The organism is Neobacillus sp. PVCKKU3 (assembly GCF_058323225.1).
In genome coordinates, this window is record NZ_JBLVQN010000003.1 from 139,774 (window position 1) to 158,918 (window position 19,145).

The following is a 19,145-nucleotide window of genomic DNA, read 5'->3' on the forward strand; positions in this document are numbered from 1 at the left end:
CAGCAAAAAAAAGAGAAAATCTCAGTTTGAAATTTTCTCAGAGCTACGCTTCATTGGCTTCCGCATTTTTAAATTGATTTGAGAACAAGGTAAAATATCTCTCTTTTTTCGCCATCAGTTCCTCGTGGCTGCCTGTTTCTACGATTTCCCCGTGGTCAATGACCATGATGGCATCAGCATCACGAATAGTGTTGAGGCGGTGGGCGATAATAAAACTGGTGCGATTCTCCATCAAAGATAACAATGCCCGCTGAATGTGCAGTTCCGTTCTTGTATCAATGCTGCTCGTCGCTTCATCCAAAATCAGCAGCGATGGTCGTGCCAAAATAACCCTAGCAATGGCCAGCAGCTGGCGTTCTCCCTGACTGAGGTTACCGCCGTTTTCCGATAGGAGGGTGTCATATTGCTTGGGCAGACGTTTGATAAAGCCCTCGGCACCTGCCATCCGTGCCGCCGTTTCCACTTCTTCCTGCGTCGCGGCTGGATTTCCGTACATGATATTTTCTTTGATTGTCCCCGAAAAAAGATAGGTATCTTGGAGCACAAAGCCAAAGCTGCGCCGCAGGCTGTCCCTTGTGTAGTCGCGAATATCGCGGCCATCCAGAAGGATCCGGCCCCCTGTCACATCATAAAATCTTGTCAAAAGATTAACAATGGTCGTTTTTCCAGCACCGGTCGGACCAATCAGAGCCGTGCTGGTTCCTGCCGCCGCCTCAAAGCTGACGTTTTTTAAAATTGGCACATCAGGGCGGTACCCAAAGCTGACATTTTCAAATACAACATGGCCTTTCGGATTCTTAAGCGGCACAGCGCCAGGAGAATCAGCAGGTTCCTCCTCTTCATCAATGACTTCAAAGACCCGCTCTGCTCCGGCGACACCTGATTGAAGAATGTTAAAAATATTGGCCAGATCATTGAGCGGCCGGACAAACTGTCTTGAATAGGTGATGAAGCTGGCGATCGCTCCAACCGTGATATGCCCTTTGACAGCTAAGATGCCGCCGACAATAGCGACGACCGCAAAGCCAAGGTTATTGATGACGTTCATAATCGGCATTAAGAAACCGGACCAAATCTGCGCCTTGAGGCCAACCTCGCGAAGCTTGGCATTAACCTTTTCAAATTCCTCAATGACTTTTTCCTCGTGATTAAACGCTTTAACAACCTCAATGCCGGAAATCGATTCCTCAATATGTCCATTTAATTTTCCCAGCTGAACCTGCTGGTTTTTAAACAAGACGCCCGTTCTTTTGGCAATCGTTTTTGTTAGCAAAAAGACAAGCGGCACGGTAATCAGGCTGGCCAGCGTGAGAATCGGGCTCAGTATTAACATCATGATCAGCGAGCCGGCGATGATAATGACACCGGACATTAACTGTGTCGTCGATTGGGATATCGTATTGCTGATATTATCAACATCATTTGAGAGCCTGCTCATCAGTTCCCCATGTGTCCGAGAATCAAAGAAGGCAACAGGGAGCTTTTGCAGTTTTTGAAAAAGGGATGCTCGTAATCGTTTGACTATCCGTTGGGCTACCCCAGCCATCAGCCAGCCCTGCAAGAAGGTGAGGACGGCATCGCCGACATAGGCGCTGATAAGAACGACAATCATGACCTCAAGAAAACTGAAATCCACCTTCCCAGACTTTAGGGTCATGGCATCGATGGCTTTACCGATGAGAAAAGGGTTAAGCAGCATTAAAGCTGCATCAACTGTGATAAACAAGAAAATGAGGGAAAGCATTCCCTTTTCGCGGCCAAAATAGTCCCAAAGGCGTTTTAAGGTACCTTTAAAGTTTTTTGGCTTAACCACCGGACCGCGGTGGTGGGCACCTCCACCAGGCCTAAGCGGCGGTGGACCAGGAGGGAGGGTTCTTTGCGGTTGATTCGTGTTATTTGCCATTTTGCAGACCCTCCCTGCCCATTTGTGAGCGATAGATTTCTTGATATACCTGACAATCCTTGATCAGATCTTGATGGGTGCCAATACCAGCCACTTCCCCCTGGTCGAGGACAATGATTTTATCTGCATCGATAATCGAGGAAATCCGTTGGGCAATCAATAAACAGGTCAGTCCCCTGGCGAATTTTTTTAAGGCAGTTTTCATTTTGGCTTCAGTGGCGGCGTCGACCGCGCTTGTGCTGTCATCCAAAATGAGGATTTCCGGCTGCTTCACCAATGCCCTGGCAATGGAAAGCCTCTGCTTCTGCCCGCCGGAAAAATTGACACCGCCCTGACCGATTTTTGTGTCATAGCCTTCTGGTGAGGCCTCGATAAATTCCGTTGCACTGGCTATAGCTGCTGCTGTTTCGATTTCCTGCTGAGAGGCACTTTCCTTCCCCCAGCGAATATTCTCAGCGATTGTCCCGGTAAACAAAATATTTTTTTGCGGAACAAAAGCAATTTTCTCCCTTAGATTTTTCGGATCTATGTCCTTAATGTTCGCGCCATTTACCTTTATCGTCCCGCTTGATGCATCATAAAAGCGGGGAATCAGGCTGACGAGCGTCGTTTTCCCGGATCCGGTAGAGCCGATGATGCCGACTGTTTCCCCGGGAAGAATGGTAAGGGAAATGTCTTTAAGGACCGGCTCGCCGGCAGCCTCATCATAGGAAAAGGAGACATTTTCAAAATCAATTCTTCCTTTTTCACCAGTTAGAGATTTCATTTGATCGTTTTTCCACGTAATGTTGACTTCCTCAGAGAATACTTCACCAATTCTTCCTGCTGAGGCCTTCGCCCTGACAAACATGGTAAACACCATGGAAATCATCATGAGGGAAAATAAGATCTGCGTCATGTAGTTGATAAAAGCAATAATATGGCCAACCTGTATCTTTCCCGACTCAACCCCAAGGCCGCCCATCCAGAGGACAATGACAATCCCAATGTTAACTGTCAGCATAATCGCCGGGCTGAAAACAGCCATCAGTCGATTGGCGGCAATCGATTGCTTCTGGAAATGCTCGTTAGCTTTTGAGAATTTAGCTGTTTCTACTTCAAAACGGTTAAAAGCTTTGACAACCCGGACACCGGATAAATATTCACGAAGCACACCGTTCACCCGGTCCATGGCATTCTGAACCTTGGAAAACAGAGGAAAGCCAAGCTTTAAGTTGATGATGATAAACAATGCCACAATCGGCACCACCACCGCAAGGACGACCGCGAGGTGAAGGTTAAGGCGTGTGGCCATGACCAGACCGCCAATCGCCAGCAGCGGAGCTTTTACGAAAATCCGCATCGTACCGTTTACAAACACTTGGACTTGGGTCACATCATTTGTAAGCCTAGTGATGAGGGACGCGCGGTCAAAGTTGTTCAGGTTTCTAAATGAAAGAGATTGAATTTTGCTAAACAGGTCAGACCGCAGCTCTGTTCCAAAATTTTGCGAAACGATGCTGGCCATGATGCTTCTGGTAGAAGCGGCCACGGCCCCAATAGCGGTAATCAGGAGCATCAGGCCGCCCATTTTTAGGACATAATCGATATCTCTGTTGGCAACACCCTCATCAATAATTTTCGCCATCACGGTCGGCTGCAGCAAATCGCAAATTGCCTCAAAGGTGAGGAATAGAACCGCAATACAAAAGGACTTCCAATACTTTTTTATGTACTTTGCAAAATGCTTCATGAGGTCTCCCCCTGCTCCTAAACTGCCAGACAAATGTAATAAACCTATTATAAATTCGGGCTCTTAAAATAGACAAGCAAAGGGGCCTGCCCCCGCATTGCTTTCGCGTATCGCATTAAAGCAGCGGGGGACAGGCCCTTTTCATTGATTTTATTTTACCGGGCTGAATTCATGAACCCAGACGCGCATTTGCGGAAGCCACGGCATTCCAGGATGAATGGAAAGAATTGATTGTTTGTATTCTTCCACATTGTTAAAACCTTCACGGCGGGCATCCTCATCTGTTAGTTCGCCCAGACTTTGTGAGTAGACGTTATCCACCACAAACTGATGGCCTTCCAAGGTCATAATTTCGCCTGGGTCAGCATAGCGGCCATTGCGGCGGGTTGCTGTCTTTTCACCGGCAAGTACCTTTTTAACGTCTTCCTCCATTGTTACCAATCGGTCAACGGAACAAGTTTTCGGTGGTAATGTATTGTTTTCATGTTGAGTCATTTTTAATATCCTCCTTTTTCCAATTCAGTTATTTATTTTAACACTATTGCTATTGTAATAAAAACGAACTGAAAAAAGCAAAGAGGAGGCCGTGAATTAGACTACCTGCCCGCCGGTTTGCCGGTATTTGTCGATGCCTTCTGCGCAACGGTAAGCGAGGGCGCCGACGGTTCCAGTCGGGTTATACCCGGAATTGTGGGCAAAGTTAGCCGCACCCACCACAAATAAATTGTCCACATCCCACATTTGCAAATAATTATTGACGGCAGATGTGGACGGGTCGGCCCCCATAATGACACCGCCTGTATTATGAGTGGATTGGTAGGTTGTAATATCGTACGGGCCTAACTCCTTCAATGAATCAACATGGTTTGCGCCCATTTCCTTCAAGATTTGGGCGGATTTCTCAGCTAGGAAGACAGCCAACTTCCGGTCCTGATCCTCGAAATCAAAGGTAATCCGGATTAACGGATCGCCAAATGCATCCTTATAAGTAGGGTCTAAATCGAGATAGTGATGCTTAAACGGCATGGATGAGCCTTGACCGCCAACGGAAAGAAAACGGTTGGCATATTTGAGCGACTGTTGTTTGAACTCTTTGCCCCAAGCTGGCGTGCCCTTCGGAACAGGATTATTTTGAATCGGCCTTAACCCTGTTTGGGTGAGTGATATGCTGCCCCCATGGATAAAGCCCAGGTTTGAATGATCAAAATTGTCACCGTTGTAATCATCAAGGACCATTCCGAGTGACCCGGCACCGGCAAAGGTACTGAATTCCTTATTATTAAAAAAGCCGACGGCATTTCCTTTCATCACTTGATAAGCATAATTTTTCCCTATCACACCAGTTCCTGTAGTCGGATCATACGGTCTGCCAAGCCCCGACATTAGCAGCAAGCGAACATTACTAAACACATAGCTTGTCAGCACCACAATATCGGCTGGCTGTTCAATTTCCTCACCTGTTGTGGTGTCGACATATATAACCCCGGTCGCCTTTCCCCCCGTATGTAAAATCCTTCTGACATGGGAATGAGTCCGAATCTCAAAATTCCCTGTTTTCTTGGCAACCGGAATAACCGTGACGACTGGGTCTGCCTTTGCCCCGTATTCGCAGCCGAACCGCTCGCAGTAGCCGCAGTACTGACATGCCGCCCTTGAGATGCCGTCCGGGTTTTTATACGATTCCGATAAGTTAGCTGACGGCATCATATAAGGGTGCAGCTTCAAGTTCTTTGCGGCTGTCTCAAACATTTTAATAGCCGGTGATTTCTTCATCGGCGGGGTTGGGAATTTATCCGACCGCTTTCCGGCACCAGGATGCGGGTTCTCCTCACCGGAAATCCCGCAGGTTTTCTCAAATTTGTCGTAGTAAGGCTCCAGCTGGTCATAGGTAATCCCCCAATCCTGGATAGACATTTCCGCAGGGATTTTGTTTTGCCCATATTTTTCAATCGTTTTGCTGCGAATTTCAAAATCATAAGGGAGGAACCGGTAGGTCTGTCCGTTCCAGTGAACACCAGCGCCGCCTAAACCGTCCCCGAGCAGAAATGAACCATACTGCCTCATCGGCAGAGCGCGGATTCTTTCGTTACCTCTGAAGGTAATCGTTTCTTTGGAAAGATCCTGGAATAGATCATAGCGAAGTGCGTATCTAAGTTCATCATGAACCATGAAATAATCTTCGGTCTTTCTTTCCTTGCCTCGTTCCAAGCCGACCACCTTCAGGCCCTTTTTCGTCAGTTCAGAGGCAATAATTCCGCCAGTCCAGCCAACTCCCACCAGAACGACGTCAGCTTTCGGTAATTTTCTCGCCATTTTTCCACCTTCTTTTTTAAAAATAAAATCTATTAATACCGGTACTTGAGCCCTTTCGTTTAATGCTTCATATGGCTTTGCAGGCTTTGCGGTTTAATCTTCTGAAAGTCCTTCTCAATAATCTCGGCATAGGCCATTTGGCTGCCAGGGTAGTTTCGCATTTTCCAGCCACCCATATTTTTATTTCCTCCATATAATGGATCGCTGTAAACTCCCTCTAAGGTTGCACTTCTCAGCAGCTGGAAAAAGCCGCTAGGAGATATGGTCGTTAAATTCACCTTATCCTCTTCAAAATCTTTCAAAATTTTGTCCTGCTCATCACCCGATAGTTCTTCGAAATTTTTCTTACCTACTGTGTTACTGTAATTTTGCAGCTCACGCAGTCCTATATCAAAAATATCTCTTCGTTTTAAGCGCCCCTGATAGCCCTGAACTTTTTCACCAGGAAAAAAGGGTGCCTGCATATAGTCCCTGGCATTGAAGCCCCAATCACCTGCTAACTGGTGATCAATAAAATAGGCAACGCCCAATGCCTTTGCCCCCGGTCCGTTATCATCTTCAGGAAATATTCGTTCGGTGGCAGCTTCGGTAATCCTGAATTGTTCCGGAGTAAAGTACATCAGTGCTTGATTGAAATCTTGGTCTTGAGGCGCCGGCGGATTGTTTTTGTTATCATCCTTTCCCCTTGGGACCAAACTTCCCAAGATCCCGCCAACAGCGAGTCCCCCTACGGTAAAACCGGTATTGCGGAGAAATCTTCTTCTCGATAATGTTTCTTGCTTTTCTTTGTTTTCTTCAGCCATAGAACACACCTCCAAGGAAATTAGAAAAGCGGAAGCGCCTTGCTCAGCCCCGACAAGCATAAGACGAGCCGGCAGGAAGGTTGCTTTTTAACCTTCATGACGGATTGGCTTATGACTCGAGGGGCTAGGCGCTGCAGCTAGACAATAAACAACATTATTTGAAAAATACGGCAGTCCGCCGCTATTGCTTGATAATGTTCCCAAAATAAAGCATGTATACGCACAAAAAATCAGGGGAATTTATTTGTTAAAAAGGAGGAAATAAAATGAAAAAAATTAGTAACATGTGGTATGTGCCGATGATTGCTGTGCTATTAATTCTTGGCGCATGCTCAGCACAGCAGGAATTGAAAGGAAATGCAGAAGATCTTCATCAACAATCTTTAAATGAAAAAGGAAATGGTCACGTTCATGGCCAAAATAATGTTGACGTGATTCCAAGCGTCGACAGATCGAAGAAACACACGACAGGTACAAACAATCAAACAGCAGGCCTTGGGGAAAATGTTTACAGTTTAATTGGAAGTTCAAGCCTGCATGACGGCGGTATCTCATCCCATTTAGAATCCAGGCTTGCGGGGCAGGGAATTACTGGTATCAAGGTATTTGTCCTTGATGACACGGTGATTTTGGCAAGGGCGGAACCAGCGACAACCTCCACCAGCTATGATGAAATGCAAAATAAGGTGCTAAAAAATACCTCAGGCCTCTCCGGAAAAGGGACCCTTGATGGTGTCGATGTTAATAAACTGAATACTGACGATAATTTGGCAAAGGCCAAGGATTTAATGAACAAGGCCTTTAACGGCCAAGTTCAGGTTCTTTCTATCACAAATCCAAATGCCCTGCCACTCATAGATGGCATCAAAGCCAATATCAAAGCACCATCACCATCCTATAGCAAGCTATCAAGTGATATTATCACATTAGTTAAAATGGCAAATGAAAAATAGAATTGGGAAAGGACCTGGCAACCAATCTGCCAGGTCCTTCATTTATATATTCAAATCTTTCTTTTTATAAAAGAAAAAGGTAACAGCCATTAGTGCTGCAAACAAAACAATGGATAATAGGACAAAGCCGGTGTCCAATCCACCCCCATACATCATATTTTTTGCCTCAAAGTATTTAAACGGCGTCACGTATTTCAGGAACTCAATGCTTTCATTTAAATCAATGACTACTGATAATACAAATGTAAGAAGCAGGATTCCGGCCGCCAGCGAGGCCGCTTTTTTTGGTTTTCTTTTTAAAGCGGAGATGGCACTGCCAATGGCCATAAACAAAAGCTGCAGGATGAACATTCCCATCATGGTGATGGCAATATCACCATTCACCGACTCTCCATCAGCGTATTTCCCAACGATGACAATTGACGACCCCCAGGTAACTAGGTTAAAGATTAAGATATTCGTAAAGGCCGCGAGCAGCTTGGCAATAATGATCTTTGTCCGTGAAACCGGTTTGACAAACAGGAATTCCGACGTCTTATCCCGCTCCTCCTTGGAGATGATGGTTGCCCCGAGCATGGCCGCATGAATGGTTGCCATCAATAATAGATAGATAAACAGCATCCCGTAGTAGCCGCTGACCTTATTCATGTCAAGCGCACCAACACCCATCACCACCTGTAGGGACTTCGGCATATCTTGAAACAGGTCATTCAGCGATTGGCCTGAAGATGATAACCCAGCGTATTTTTGCATCCCGGAAACCACCATCAGAAAGACGCCAATGCACCAAATGAGAAGCGATTTCCGATGGGACTTCAGTTCTCTTACATAGATATTCACTTGTCCGAGCCCCCTCCTACACAGCATGGATATCTTTTTTTGTATAAACGAAATAGCTCGCCACAACGGCCAGCAAAATAATCATCGCACCCACAATCATAAATGATGATTCATAGCTTGAATGTTTTAAAATATAATCGTTATTAAAATATTTGAACGGTGAAAAGTAGCGCTTCGCTTCATCATCCGTTGTGGCGCTGATTGCGCCGATAAAATAGAACGCAAAGACTGTCCCAAGTGACACGGGCAGCACGGACTTTATTTTGTGTGAGATTACCGAAACAATGATGCCGATAGCCAGAAACATCAGTTGAATGAAAAACATCGTCAGTGAAAGCAATATGAATTGTTTCATGCTAAAATCATCTGTTTTCACCTGGGTGGTGATTACCGTTGCAGCTGCAATATATAGAACATTCGTGATGACGAGTGAAGTGAAGGCTGCCAGCAACTTGGCGGTTAACACCTGGTTTCGGGTAACTGGTTTGGTCAAAAGAAAATCCGCCGTTTTTTCCCGGACCTCCTTGCTGACAATCGAAGTCCCCAGATTCATGGCCTGAATCGCCCCGCACAGGACGATAAACGTCAACGCATAACAATAGAATCCTAGAATCGTAAATAAATTGCCCAAGTTGAGGCCGATTGCTTTCCTTAAAGCTTCCGGATAGCCTTCCAGCAGCTTTTTGAATTCATCAGCATCCTTTGAGAAGGCCGGAAACATGGACAAAAACAACGCAAATACGGCAATTAGCGAAATCGTCCAAATGATCGTTGACTTCCGGTAGGCCTTTAATTCATGAAAAAAGATATTCATAATTTATTAGGCCTCCTTTTCGTAATAATGAAGGAAAATTTCTTCAAGGTCTGGCTCTTCAATCCATAAGTTGGTTATTTCGATTTCTGCGACTTTCCTTAGGACCGCATTGATATCGCCTCTAAATAGAAAACTCGTCACGTTACCCTTAGTTGCCAAGTTGTTAACTCCGTTTATATTAAAATAGTTTTGATCAAGCGGCACCTTTGTTTCGACTTTAAACTTCTTATAATTGTTTTCTTTTAATGTACTAATCTTTTCAACTGTAACAATCTTACCCTCTTTAATGATAGCCACCCGATTACATAGTCTCTGAACCTCACTGAGAATGTGCGAGGAAAAGAGAATGGTGGCGCCTTTTTTATTTTCTTCTTCTAAAAGTTCAAAGAATTTCTGCTGCATCAACGGGTCGAGGCCGCTTGTTGGTTCATCAAGAATGATGAGCTTCGGCTCATGAAGCAGCCCCTGGACAATGCCCACTTTCTTTTTATTTCCCAAGGAAAGGTCGTCGATTTTTTTATTCAAGTCGAGGTCCATGATCTCCGCTAATTCCTTGATCCGCTTGCTGCAGTCCTTTTTGTAAAAACTGGCCGAATACTTCAAAAGGTCCTTTACCTTCATATTATCGTAATAGAACACTTCCGACGGAAGATAGCCGATTTCCTTTTTGATTTCTGGGGCAAATTTGATGCAGTCCTTTCCAAAAATCGTCGCGTTGCCGCTTGTCGGATATATGAGCGACAGCAGCGTGCGAATCGTTGTCGATTTGCCCGCCCCGTTAGGCCCGATAAAGCCGAAAATCTCACCTTCCTCCACGTTAAAGCTGATATCGGTGATTCCCCGTGCTTTGCCGTAAGTCTTGGTTAGGTTTTTAATTTCTATTACGTTCATAGTTGAGGCCTCCCTCTAATTTGCTAATACGCATAAATTCGACTAAGCCTGCGCCTATGCCTACGCTTTCGGCTTGTCAGTCAGCAAGTCTTCATTTATAAAAACATTTAATTAAAACCTCGAAATATTCCTCTGCTTCTCGGCTGACCTTTTGGTAATCAATTTTGTGGTCTGGCTGCATCTTTGCTTTATAAAGTTCCTCATCACTCATTTTTTCGAAAGTCCAGGAGATAATTTTTAAGATTTTATGGACGTCAACGTCATCCCTGAACTTCGACAAATCAATTCCCTCATAAACTTTTCCAAAATTGATGTCGGTTAGTTCCTTTTTCTTTTTTTCCATTTCCACTTTAATTTCTGCCGAGTCCTCCATTAAGGCCTCCTGCATAAAGTTAAAAAGGTCTGGATATTGCGTCAGCAGATCCATTTTAATCATGATCGCCTGTCTCATTCTCGAGAAAAAGTCCGTATCGGCAAGGTCAACTTTTTTATAAAATTCATCCGCAATGAGCTCATAGCAATATTCAAACAGAAATAGGTACAGTTGTTTTTTGTTCTGAAAATAATGAAACAAAAGTCCCTTCGAGATTCCCGCTTCCTTTACGATTTCATTGGTCGATGCTTTATCGTAGCCTTTCTGGGCAAATTCTTTGATGGCTGCATTTATTATTCGGTGTTGTTTTTCTTGATCTAGGTTGAGGAATTTCGAAAACATTTTAGTAGTCCCACTTCCTTTTGGTTCAGTTGTTGACCGTTTTGGTCAATTACAGTATATTCCCGTTGACCATTACGGTCAATACCGGTCAACCCATTTATTTTTTACAAAAAAATGAACTTGTTTTGATGTTGATAGTATTGGGATTTGGGTTGTGATACGATGCGGGTGCAGAGCAAAATTTTTGGAGGTGAACGACCATTAGCATGAAAAACAGAGATAGATCATTAACATTAGAAGGTTTGATAGCCGCTCAAAGCAGGCTGGCACCAAATCATCCCATGCTTCCTATTTTATCTGGCAAGCAGGCTTCTGTAGAGGCGGGGATTGCCGGGGAGGAACGAGTGGCAGAGATTTTTCGAAAAACTACATTTGCCTTTCCACAATACGTTTATCATGATTTACGGCCTTCCTTAGATGAAAAATTTCAAATCGACTCCTTTGGACTGACTCCCTGGTTTGGAAATATTCTTGAAGTCAAAAACATCGCTGGGGTCCTCGAATTTAAGGATAATCCACCACAATTAATCCGAACCCGTGATGATGGACACAAGGACGGCTTCGAAAGTCCAGTAGTCCAATTGGAACGCAATTACGAATTATTGAGTGATTGGTTACGGAAGCACAATATCCGCATTCCTATTTACGGTTCCGTTGTTCTTGCCTATCCGAAGCAGATTGTTGCAGTTCCCCCAGCGAAAACGCGGCTTTTATTCCCCAACTTGATACCCTCATTCATTCGAAATATCCCGCAGCCAGACTTTAAGTTGGACCCAGAAACCTTCCATTGGCTTTCTTTAGAGCTCCTCAAGAGCCACCAGCCTTTTATTCCAAAACCGATTTCAGAGTTCTACAAAATCCCGCGGGGTGATTTTAAAAATGGAGTACGGTGTGGTGTATGCTACAAATTCGGCATGGTGAAGGCACCTCGCACATGGATTTGCCCTTTTTGCGGTGCAACAGACCATTTAGCCCATCAAAGGACATTATTGGAGTGGTTTTTGGTGATGAGTAGGACCATTACGAATCGGGAGTGCCAGGAGTTTTTGGGGGTGGATATCCAGGTCGCGAAACGGATTTTGCAAAGTATGAATTTGCAAAGCGAGGGTACATTTCGAAATAGGTCATATTTTATGGATCTGAGTAGCAGCTGTTTTCATCAAAACACAGGGGGAATCTATATTCCAAACAGACATAGATAGGGACGACAGTATAGTTCGGCTATACGACAGTTACTGGGATTTATCCAACAGTAATTAGTACCTATACGACAGTAAACAGGTCTCATCCGACAGTAAAATCCGGCCGCGACAGTAATGTCCGGTTATACAACAGTTACGGAGGCTCATCCGACAGTAACAGAGCCCTATACGACAGTAAACCAAAACCGACCTGCAGCCACCCCCTTCAAATACGTGTATCCGCTCCCATAAAGTGATATGATAATCATGAAAATATATAAAAAGGGAGTGTGCTAAATTGAAAGAGGAATTGATTCAACGATTTACTTCCTATGTGAAAGTGGATACGCAATCCAACGAAAGCAGTGAGACTTGTCCATCAACAGAAGGGCAGTGGACGCTACTGCGCATGCTGGTTGAAGAACTCAACCAAATCGGCATGCAAGAGGTGACCATCGACGAGAACGGCTATGTGATGGCGACGCTGCCGTCCAATACCGATAAAGAAGTGCCAACCATCGGCTTCCTTGCCCACGTTGACACAGCGACTGATTTTACTGGCAAAAACGTCAATCCGCAAATTCTTGAGAGCTATCAAGGCGGGGAAATCGTCCTAAACGAGGCCCTGAACGTTATTATGTCACCAAACGACTTCCCGAGCCTAAAAGACTATAAAGGCCACACGCTCATCACAACCGACGGCACCACGCTGCTTGGGGCCGACAACAAAGCTGGCGTCACCGAAATCATGACAGCGATGGCGCATCTAATTCAAAACCCAGATATTAAGCACGGTAAGGTCCGCGTTGCGTTCACGCCTGATGAGGAAATCGGCAGGGGGCCTCATAAGTTTGACGTTGCGGCCTTTAACGCGAAGTATGCTTACACTGTTGACGGCGGTCCACTAGGCGAGCTTGAGTACGAAAGCTTCAATGCCGCGGGTGCAAAAATCACGATAAAAGGTAACAATATTCATCCTGGTTCCGCTAAAGACAAAATGGTCAACTCGATGAAAATCGCGATGGAATTACATAGCCAGCTGCCGACGCAGGAGGCACCGGAGCACACAGAAGGGTACGAAGGCTTCTTCCACTTGCTGTCCTTTAACGGTGATGTTGAGCAAACCAAGCTTAACTACATCATCCGCGACCATGACAGAGAAATTTTTAATAAAAGAAAAGCGACGATGGAAAGCATTGTCCAGCAGCTAAACGAAAAATACGGCAGTGACACTGTCCAGCTTGAGATGAAAGACCAATACTATAACATGCGCGAAAAAATCGAACCGGTCAAGCAAATCGTCGATATTGCCCAGGAAGCGATGGAGAGCTTGGACATCAAGCCGCTTATTAAGCCAATTCGCGGCGGTACAGACGGTTCCCAGCTATCATTCATGGGTCTGCCGACGCCAAATATCTTTACCGGCGGCGAAAACTTCCACGGCAAATACGAATTCATTTCCGTGCAAAACATGGTGAAAGCAACCGAAACCATCATTGAAGTCATTAAGCTTTTTGAAAAAAAAGCTTAAAAAAAGAAAGCTAACCGCCTTAGGTTAGCTTTTTTGTCTATAAATCATCAAGCGCCTCCGCGCACTGCCTTAAACTCGAAACCGTCTCCTGCAATTGCCTCTTCAGCTGCTCCTTCGACCACTTGCCGGCGTCAGCCAACAAGTCTTTTTGAATCAACAGAATCATCCACATTGAATACACGGCAGAAAATAAATAGTATTCCCGAATAAACGCGGCACTTTCCAGTTCCAGCCCGACAGCATCAAGATAAAACCCAAGCACCTGCTCCCGAAACCCCTTAGTTACCTTTTTGGGGAAAATCGGATGTGACATATCCAGCAAATGATACAAATCCCAGTAGGGCGTATTCAAATGGGCGTGCTCCCAGTCCAGAATGATCAATTTCCCCTTCACGACAGCGTAATTCCCCAAATGCAAATCCCCGTGTGATAATACCTGAAGCTTTGAAAATAGGAAACTATCAAGCTGTTTAAACACATGCAGAGCCTGTTTTCCAGTGAGCCCCAATCGCGGAAGCATCCCAAGGAGGGCATCCTTATTCTCGCAGACCTCCTCCGCCACCGCCTCAATCCGAGGCTTCAACCCGGTCAACGGAACATCCGCAAACGACTTCAACGGAAGGGAGTGCCACCAGGCCATCCACTTGGCCACAGCAAGGACCGTTTCCTCCGTAAACTCATGCGAAAGCGGGCCGAGGTCCTCGAGAATCATCCAGCTTAAAACAGGGTTATCATGCTTGGAGTAAGCCAAAATTTTTGGATAAATGGCTGGGAACCGGCTGAGTACATGCTCATGAATCCAGGTCTCTTTACCCATCTGGGCGTTATTCGTCAGCGGTTTAAAAATGTAGCTTTCCTTAGGAGACAAATAAAACCGCTCAACGAACCTGCCGTTCATGCCCTGATAAAGGCGTTCCTTTTTTACTATCAAACTGGCATTTAAACTCCCATCCTCATGGACGATATCGTTTGGCAGCGCCATAGCCCCACAACCTTTTTAGTAGGTTTTCACTATGAATATAATGTCAATCCCATAATTTGGCAAGTTATTTATCCACGACAGCGGGACCTTCTTCTGGAAGGGGAAATAGCTCCGATAATCGCCTAACTTGGCCATCCGCACCCATAAAAACAATATGCTCACGGGTAAATTTTCTAGGGGAGTCTAGGCCGCACGCCGCCGCGAGGGCAAACAGCCCCTGCCGGATGCTGATAATATAGTTCATGACCCGCCATTTCTTCTCCTCAGGCACGAGCGCCTCCTGCTGCTTAGGGTCGGTCGTGGTGACGCCGGTGGGGCATTTGCCGGTATGGCATTGCAGTGCCATAATGCAGCCGTTCGCCATCATAAAGCCGCGTGCCGAGTTCACCGCATCGGCGCCGATCGCGAGGGCAAGTGCTATTTTATCAGCCGCAATCAGTTTTCCGGAGGCAAATATCTTAAACCGATCGCGGATGCCGTATTCATGGGCCTTGTCAACCACAGCAAGCAGCGCCGGGTAAAGCGGCAGCCCCATTGTATCCGCCATCGCTTTGTACGTTGCGCCCGATCCGCCCTCACTGCCGTCCACCGTAATAAAATCAGGATAAATCTGAAGCCTCTTCATCGCTCCAAAAAACTCTTCCAAAACCAACTGATACCCCACAACAATTTTTATGCCAACCGGTTTCCCGCCTTCATCCTGCAATCGTTTAATAAACTCCAAGGCTGCCTCGGCGTTACGTAAAAACGAAAAGCGGTTTGGGGAAATAATCGTCTCGCCCTCTTTCACCTTGCGAATGCTTGCAACTTTAGCCGTCACCTTCGCGCCCTCAAGGTGGCCGCCCTGAATTTTTGCCCCTTGGCCAAACTTCAGTTCAAAGGCTTTAATCGCCGGCTCCAAAGCAATTTTTCTAAATACCTCGATTGAAAAATTACCCTCATGATCGCGAAAGCCAAACAAGCCAGGTCCAATCTGTGCCACAACATCAGCCCCGCCGGACAAGTGTTCCGGAGCAATCCCGCCTTCGCCTGTATTTAACCAGGAGCCTCCAGCCATTTGACAGCCATACCCAGTAGAAAGAATATAGTTCTCACCAACGGAACCATAGGAGGTGGCCGATGCCCCAAATGGGCCGTAGAGCTTCCATGGCTCCCTCCGCTCACCGCCAACCACAACAGCCTCCTCCTCATGAAAAAGCCAGCGTGGAATCTGATCTTCCGCTAAGTGCTCCTTGCGGAAAAATAAACCTTCATGGTCAATTTTGTATTTCATCCCCTCTACCTTTTCTTGGTTGTCGACTCTTAATTCCTCCTTTAAAAGGGGAAACAGGCCGTTGGCAATATAGTAGCCGGGCTGCTCAAAGTCCCGCTTCGAGCCAAAGCTGATTAAGTCAGTCCGATATTTCGCCGAAAAAACAATTCCTAAATAATCGGCACGGGAAAACGGCCTTGCACCATTATCATCATCAAACCAATACTGCCTCAGCTTTGGACCCAGCATTTCCAGCGCATAGCGGATCCAGCCGAAATAGGGATAGGCCCGGATAATCGAGTGCTGCGGCTTTTTCGCCAAATTACGCAGCCATAGGAAAAAGCAAAGCGGCCCGCCAATGAAGACTACCAATAGAACAGTCAAAATTGTCCATAACACCATCAAAAGCCTCCTTATTTATTTGGCATTTGCAGATGTACAGTCCAAAAGCAACAAACGCATACCTAATACATATGTATGATGGTTATGGTAATATCCATGGACAACTTATTAGCGTCAATTTTTCAAATTAAATTTGAAATCGGTCCAGCATGCCAAAAAACTCGCTCAAAAACTCATAAAACAGTTTTTCAGTAGGCAAAAGGCTGCGTTCTGCCGGGATGATGACGCCGACCGTGCGGCTGACGTTAGGTTCTGTGACAGCAATCTTAACCGTTGAGCGGGGAAGGCTGTCGATAAGCGTGATTTCAGGAATCAGCGTAATGCCCAGTCCGGCAGAAACCAACCCCTTAATGGCATCAATATCCTCGCCCTCGAAGGCCACCATGGGCTCAAAGCCAAGTTGCGCGCAGGCATCCACAATGATCTTACGCAAAATAAAGCCCTGAGGAAACACGATAAAGGGTTCATCCCGCAAGTCGCTTAACTTCAATACTCGTTTACTAGCTAGTGGGTGGGACTCGGGCAGTAAGGCTACAATGTTTTCGGTAAAAAGCGTTTTCCCAGTAATTTTCTTTTCCTTCTTTGGCACCGGGCCCATTAGCGCCATATTAAACTCTCCCTTTATTACCCCTTCAATTAAATAGGCATAGGATCCCTGATTTAAATGAAACTTTACATTAGGATACCGCTCTCTAAAGGCTGAAATCGTTGTTGGCAGCGTATACCCCGCTAGACTGCTGGGAAACCCAATACGGATTGTCCCTTTCTCAGGATCAAGGAATTCCTCTACCTCACTTGTGGCATCTTCAATTAGCTTGACCGCCTGCTCCATATGCTTTAAAAACATTTCACCAATCGGCGTCAGTTTGACATTTCGCCCTTCACGGATAAATAAGCTGACCCCAAGCTCCTCCTCCAGGTTGGAAATCTGCCTGCTGACTGCAGATTGCGCAACGTGGAGCCGATACGCCGCCTCTGTCACATGCTCCCGTTTAGCCACTTCTATAAAATATTTGATCTGCCTGAGCTCCATTTTTTTCATGCCCCTTCCAATCAATCTCATTCCTGTATTAATTATATCTATTATTAATATTGATTAGATTGATTTTACATAATAAAATTAATTGACGCGAAAAAATAAAATATTCAGTATTTAGGACAAATTTATTATTTTTAAAAAGGGGTGATTTCATGCAAACTATTGAGCATGTAAAACAGTCAGGATCACAGGCAGCAAGGGATTATGTAAGTGAAGTTTTTGAAACGGTGAAAAGCCGCAATCCATTCGAGAGTGAATTTCATCAGGCCGTTAAGGAAATTTTCGATTCGCTTGTGCCTGTATTTGCGAAACACCCAAAATATATGCAGGAGGGAATTCTCGAAAGAATCGTTGAACCTGAGAGGGTTATTACTTTCCGTGTTCCATGGGTGGATGATTCAGGCAAGGTGCACGTGAACCGTGGCTTCCGTGTCCAGTATAACAGCGCAATCGGGCCATACAAAGGCGGTCTGCGCTTTCATCCATCAGTTAACGCCAGCATCATTAAATTCTTGGGCTTTGAGCAAATTTTCAAAAACTCATTAACAGGCCAGCCTATCGGTGGCGGCAAAGGCGGCTCCGACTTCGACCCTAAGGGTAAATCAGACCGCGAAATCATGCGCTTCTGTCAAAGCTTTATGGCAGAGCTTTATCGCCACATTGGCCCAGACGTCGACGTACCTGCTGGGGATATCGGTGTCGGCGGAAGAGAAATCGGCTATCTTTTCGGTTATTATAAAAAAATCCGCGGCGGCAATGAGGCTGGCGTTTTAACCGGAAAAGGCCTCGGCTACGGCGGAAGCTTAACAAGAACCGAAGCGACCGGCTACGGTACCGTTTATTTCGTGCAGGAAATGCTGAAAGATCAAGGCCTAAGCATCGCCGGCAGCACCGTCGTTGTCTCTGGATCCGGCAATGTTTCCATCTATGCGATCGAAAAAGCTACCCAGCTTGGCGCTAAAGTTGTAGCCTGCAGCGATTCATGCGGCTATATCTATGATGAAAACGGCATTAATGTCGAGACTGTGAAACAAATTAAGGAAGTGGACCGCAAGCGCATCAGCGAGTATGTGAAGTACCATCCGGAAGCGCAGTACTATGAAGGCTGCTCCGGCATCTGGTCAATTCCATGCGATATCGCTCTTCCTTGTGCAACACAAAATGAAATCAATGAAGAGTCTGCAAGAATGCTGGTGGCAAACGGCGTGAAAGCTGTTGCAGAGGGCGCTAACATGCCATCTACTCTTGAAGCAGTCGATGTATTTTTAAACAACGATGTTCTGTTTGGCCCTGGAAAAGCAGCCAATGCCGGCGGTGTTGCAGTTTCCGCACTAGAAATGGCACAAAACAGCCAGCGCTTATCTTGGACGTTTGAAGAAGTCGATGCTAAACTGCATCAAATCATGATTAACATTTATCAAAACGCTGTGAAGGCATCCGAAGAGTACGGTTTCCCAGGCAATCTGGTGGTTGGTGCCAATATTGCCGGATTCACTAAAGTCGCTGACGCGATGATCGTGCAGGGCGTTATCTAAGATATTTGAAAAATCCCCTTTTGACGAGGGGATTTTTTTGTGTCTGCATGTTTTGGGGTGTGGTTGGTTACATTAACCATTGTTCAATTTAAATAGGAGGTTCGAATGATGGATAAAAACCTTGAAGGCAGCACCCATGAATTTGTCGAAAAGCTACATGAAAATCAGGCAAAGGATTTAAAAAACAGACAGAATCAGGGCAGTGATACGCCTAGTAAGAAATTGCCGAATAAGACACATTAAAGGCAGTAAGGAGGAA

At 45.6% G+C, this 19,145-nt stretch carries 17 protein-coding genes; 5 read left to right on the plus strand and 12 right to left on the minus strand.

Annotated elements, in window-relative coordinates; all coding sequences use genetic code 11:
* Window positions 1-43: 43 nt before the first annotated feature.
* From ACNQGS_RS03595 to ACNQGS_RS03615, 5 genes are all read right to left on the minus strand, one after another.
* Entirely contained in the window at window positions 44-1,903 is a 1,860-nt protein-coding gene (locus ACNQGS_RS03595) for an ABC transporter ATP-binding protein (protein ID WP_491486153.1), read from the minus strand.
* Window positions 1,893-3,635: an ABC transporter ATP-binding protein gene (locus ACNQGS_RS03600; RefSeq protein WP_491486154.1), complete on the minus strand. Its 1,743-nt coding sequence runs from the start codon at window positions 3,633-3,635 to the stop codon at window positions 1,893-1,895. The genes ACNQGS_RS03595 and ACNQGS_RS03600 overlap by 11 nt, the downstream gene beginning before the upstream one ends.
* Window positions 3,636-3,785: 150 nt before the next feature.
* A complete protein-coding gene (locus ACNQGS_RS03605; protein ID WP_378586444.1) occupies window positions 3,786-4,130 on the minus strand; it encodes an ASCH domain-containing protein in 345 nt (114 codons plus the stop codon).
* Window positions 4,131-4,226: 96 nt separating this feature from the next.
* Window positions 4,227-5,948: a GMC family oxidoreductase gene (locus ACNQGS_RS03610; RefSeq protein WP_491486155.1), complete on the minus strand. Its 1,722-nt coding sequence runs from the start codon at window positions 5,946-5,948 to the stop codon at window positions 4,227-4,229.
* A gap of 59 nt (window positions 5,949-6,007) precedes the next feature.
* Entirely contained in the window at window positions 6,008-6,751 is a 744-nt protein-coding gene (locus ACNQGS_RS03615; protein ID WP_213147896.1) for a gluconate 2-dehydrogenase subunit 3 family protein, read from the minus strand.
* A gap of 266 nt (window positions 6,752-7,017) precedes the next feature.
* On the opposite strand from ACNQGS_RS03615, the gene ACNQGS_RS03620 reads away from it, so the two are divergent.
* Window positions 7,018-7,704 carry a hypothetical protein gene (locus tag ACNQGS_RS03620; protein WP_213147895.1) on the plus strand — a complete coding sequence of 229 codons (687 nt, stop codon included), beginning with the start codon at window positions 7,018-7,020 and terminating at the stop codon, window positions 7,702-7,704.
* Between the two features lie 42 nt (window positions 7,705-7,746).
* On the opposite strand, the gene ACNQGS_RS03625 is transcribed toward ACNQGS_RS03620, so the two are convergent.
* From ACNQGS_RS03625 to ACNQGS_RS03640, 4 genes are all read right to left on the minus strand, one after another.
* The gene (locus ACNQGS_RS03625) at window positions 7,747-8,544 is read right to left on the minus strand and encodes a DUF2705 family protein (protein ID WP_491486156.1); all 798 of its coding nucleotides are present in this window, start codon (window positions 8,542-8,544) and stop codon (window positions 7,747-7,749) included.
* A 16-nt stretch (window positions 8,545-8,560) separates the two neighbouring features.
* Complete coding sequence (locus tag ACNQGS_RS03630) at window positions 8,561-9,358, minus strand: ABC transporter permease subunit (RefSeq protein ID WP_491486157.1); 798 nt, start codon at window positions 9,356-9,358, stop codon at window positions 8,561-8,563.
* Between the two features lie 6 nt (window positions 9,359-9,364).
* Complete coding sequence (locus ACNQGS_RS03635) at window positions 9,365-10,249, minus strand: ABC transporter ATP-binding protein (RefSeq protein ID WP_491486158.1); 885 nt, start codon at window positions 10,247-10,249, stop codon at window positions 9,365-9,367.
* A 91-nt stretch (window positions 10,250-10,340) separates the two neighbouring features.
* The gene (locus tag ACNQGS_RS03640) at window positions 10,341-10,964 is read right to left on the minus strand and encodes a TetR/AcrR family transcriptional regulator (RefSeq protein WP_491486159.1); all 624 of its coding nucleotides are present in this window, start codon (window positions 10,962-10,964) and stop codon (window positions 10,341-10,343) included.
* 206 nt (window positions 10,965-11,170) lie between these two features.
* Here ACNQGS_RS03640 and ACNQGS_RS03645 point away from each other — a divergent pair, with 206 nt between their 5' ends.
* Together ACNQGS_RS03645 and pepT are read left to right on the plus strand one after the other, a co-directional pair.
* Entirely contained in the window at window positions 11,171-12,166 is a 996-nt protein-coding gene (locus tag ACNQGS_RS03645; RefSeq protein WP_491486160.1) for a nuclease-related domain-containing protein, read from the plus strand.
* A gap of 277 nt (window positions 12,167-12,443) precedes the next feature.
* On the plus strand, window positions 12,444-13,676 hold the full coding sequence (gene pepT, locus ACNQGS_RS03650; RefSeq protein ID WP_491486161.1) for a peptidase T: 1,233 nt from the start codon (window positions 12,444-12,446) through the stop codon (window positions 13,674-13,676).
* 37 nt (window positions 13,677-13,713) lie between these two features.
* Here the strand turns inward: pepT and ACNQGS_RS03655 are convergent, their stop codons facing one another.
* From ACNQGS_RS03655 to gltC, 3 genes are all read right to left on the minus strand, one after another.
* Window positions 13,714-14,658, minus strand: coding sequence for a phosphotransferase (locus tag ACNQGS_RS03655; RefSeq protein WP_491486162.1), 945 nt, complete (start codon window positions 14,656-14,658; stop codon window positions 13,714-13,716).
* 64 nt (window positions 14,659-14,722) lie between these two features.
* Complete coding sequence (locus ACNQGS_RS03660; RefSeq protein WP_491486163.1) at window positions 14,723-16,312, minus strand: glutamate synthase-related protein; 1,590 nt, start codon at window positions 16,310-16,312, stop codon at window positions 14,723-14,725.
* A gap of 127 nt (window positions 16,313-16,439) precedes the next feature.
* Window positions 16,440-17,345 carry a glutamate biosynthesis transcriptional regulator GltC gene (gene gltC / locus ACNQGS_RS03665; protein WP_491486164.1) on the minus strand — a complete coding sequence of 302 codons (906 nt, stop codon included), beginning with the start codon at window positions 17,343-17,345 and terminating at the stop codon, window positions 16,440-16,442.
* A 158-nt stretch (window positions 17,346-17,503) separates the two neighbouring features.
* Here gltC and gdhA point away from each other — a divergent pair, with 158 nt between their 5' ends.
* Together gdhA and ACNQGS_RS03675 are read left to right on the plus strand one after the other, a co-directional pair.
* Window positions 17,504-18,886, plus strand: a complete 1,383-nt coding sequence (gdhA, locus tag ACNQGS_RS03670; RefSeq protein ID WP_213147887.1) for an NADP-specific glutamate dehydrogenase — start codon at window positions 17,504-17,506, stop codon at window positions 18,884-18,886.
* A 108-nt stretch (window positions 18,887-18,994) separates the two neighbouring features.
* Window positions 18,995-19,129 carry a DUF4023 domain-containing protein gene (locus ACNQGS_RS03675; RefSeq protein WP_464492156.1) on the plus strand — a complete coding sequence of 45 codons (135 nt, stop codon included), beginning with the start codon at window positions 18,995-18,997 and terminating at the stop codon, window positions 19,127-19,129.
* Window positions 19,130-19,145: the final 16 nt, after the last annotated feature.

What these genes read in the sequence shown, in the direction of transcription:
- ACNQGS_RS03645 (WP_491486160.1), top strand. Translation starts at nt 11,171, where the DNA reads ATGAAAAACAGAGATAGATCATTAACATTAGAAGGTTTGATAGCCGCT.
- ACNQGS_RS03640 (WP_491486159.1), bottom strand. Translation starts at nt 10,964, where the DNA reads ATGTTTTCGAAATTCCTCAACCTAGATCAAGAAAAACAACACCGAATA.
- ACNQGS_RS03655 (WP_491486162.1), bottom strand. Translation starts at nt 14,658, where the DNA reads ATGGCGCTGCCAAACGATATCGTCCATGAGGATGGGAGTTTAAATGCC.
- ACNQGS_RS03605 (WP_378586444.1), bottom strand. Translation starts at nt 4,130, where the DNA reads ATGACTCAACATGAAAACAATACATTACCACCGAAAACTTGTTCCGTT.
- ACNQGS_RS03615 (WP_213147896.1), bottom strand. Translation starts at nt 6,751, where the DNA reads ATGGCTGAAGAAAACAAAGAAAAGCAAGAAACATTATCGAGAAGAAGA.
- ACNQGS_RS03620 (WP_213147895.1), top strand. Translation starts at nt 7,018, where the DNA reads ATGAAAAAAATTAGTAACATGTGGTATGTGCCGATGATTGCTGTGCTA.
- ACNQGS_RS03600 (WP_491486154.1), bottom strand. Translation starts at nt 3,635, where the DNA reads ATGAAGCATTTTGCAAAGTACATAAAAAAGTATTGGAAGTCCTTTTGT.
- ACNQGS_RS03675 (WP_464492156.1), top strand. Translation starts at nt 18,995, where the DNA reads ATGGATAAAAACCTTGAAGGCAGCACCCATGAATTTGTCGAAAAGCTA.
- ACNQGS_RS03635 (WP_491486158.1), bottom strand. Translation starts at nt 10,249, where the DNA reads ATGAACGTAATAGAAATTAAAAACCTAACCAAGACTTACGGCAAAGCA.
- ACNQGS_RS03630 (WP_491486157.1), bottom strand. Translation starts at nt 9,358, where the DNA reads ATGAATATCTTTTTTCATGAATTAAAGGCCTACCGGAAGTCAACGATC.
- ACNQGS_RS03610 (WP_491486155.1), bottom strand. Translation starts at nt 5,948, where the DNA reads ATGGCGAGAAAATTACCGAAAGCTGACGTCGTTCTGGTGGGAGTTGGC.
- ACNQGS_RS03595 (WP_491486153.1), bottom strand. Translation starts at nt 1,903, where the DNA reads ATGGCAAATAACACGAATCAACCGCAAAGAACCCTCCCTCCTGGTCCA.
- gdhA (WP_213147887.1), top strand. Translation starts at nt 17,504, where the DNA reads ATGCAAACTATTGAGCATGTAAAACAGTCAGGATCACAGGCAGCAAGG.
- gltC (WP_491486164.1), bottom strand. Translation starts at nt 17,345, where the DNA reads ATGGAGCTCAGGCAGATCAAATATTTTATAGAAGTGGCTAAACGGGAG.
- ACNQGS_RS03660 (WP_491486163.1), bottom strand. Translation starts at nt 16,312, where the DNA reads ATGGTGTTATGGACAATTTTGACTGTTCTATTGGTAGTCTTCATTGGC.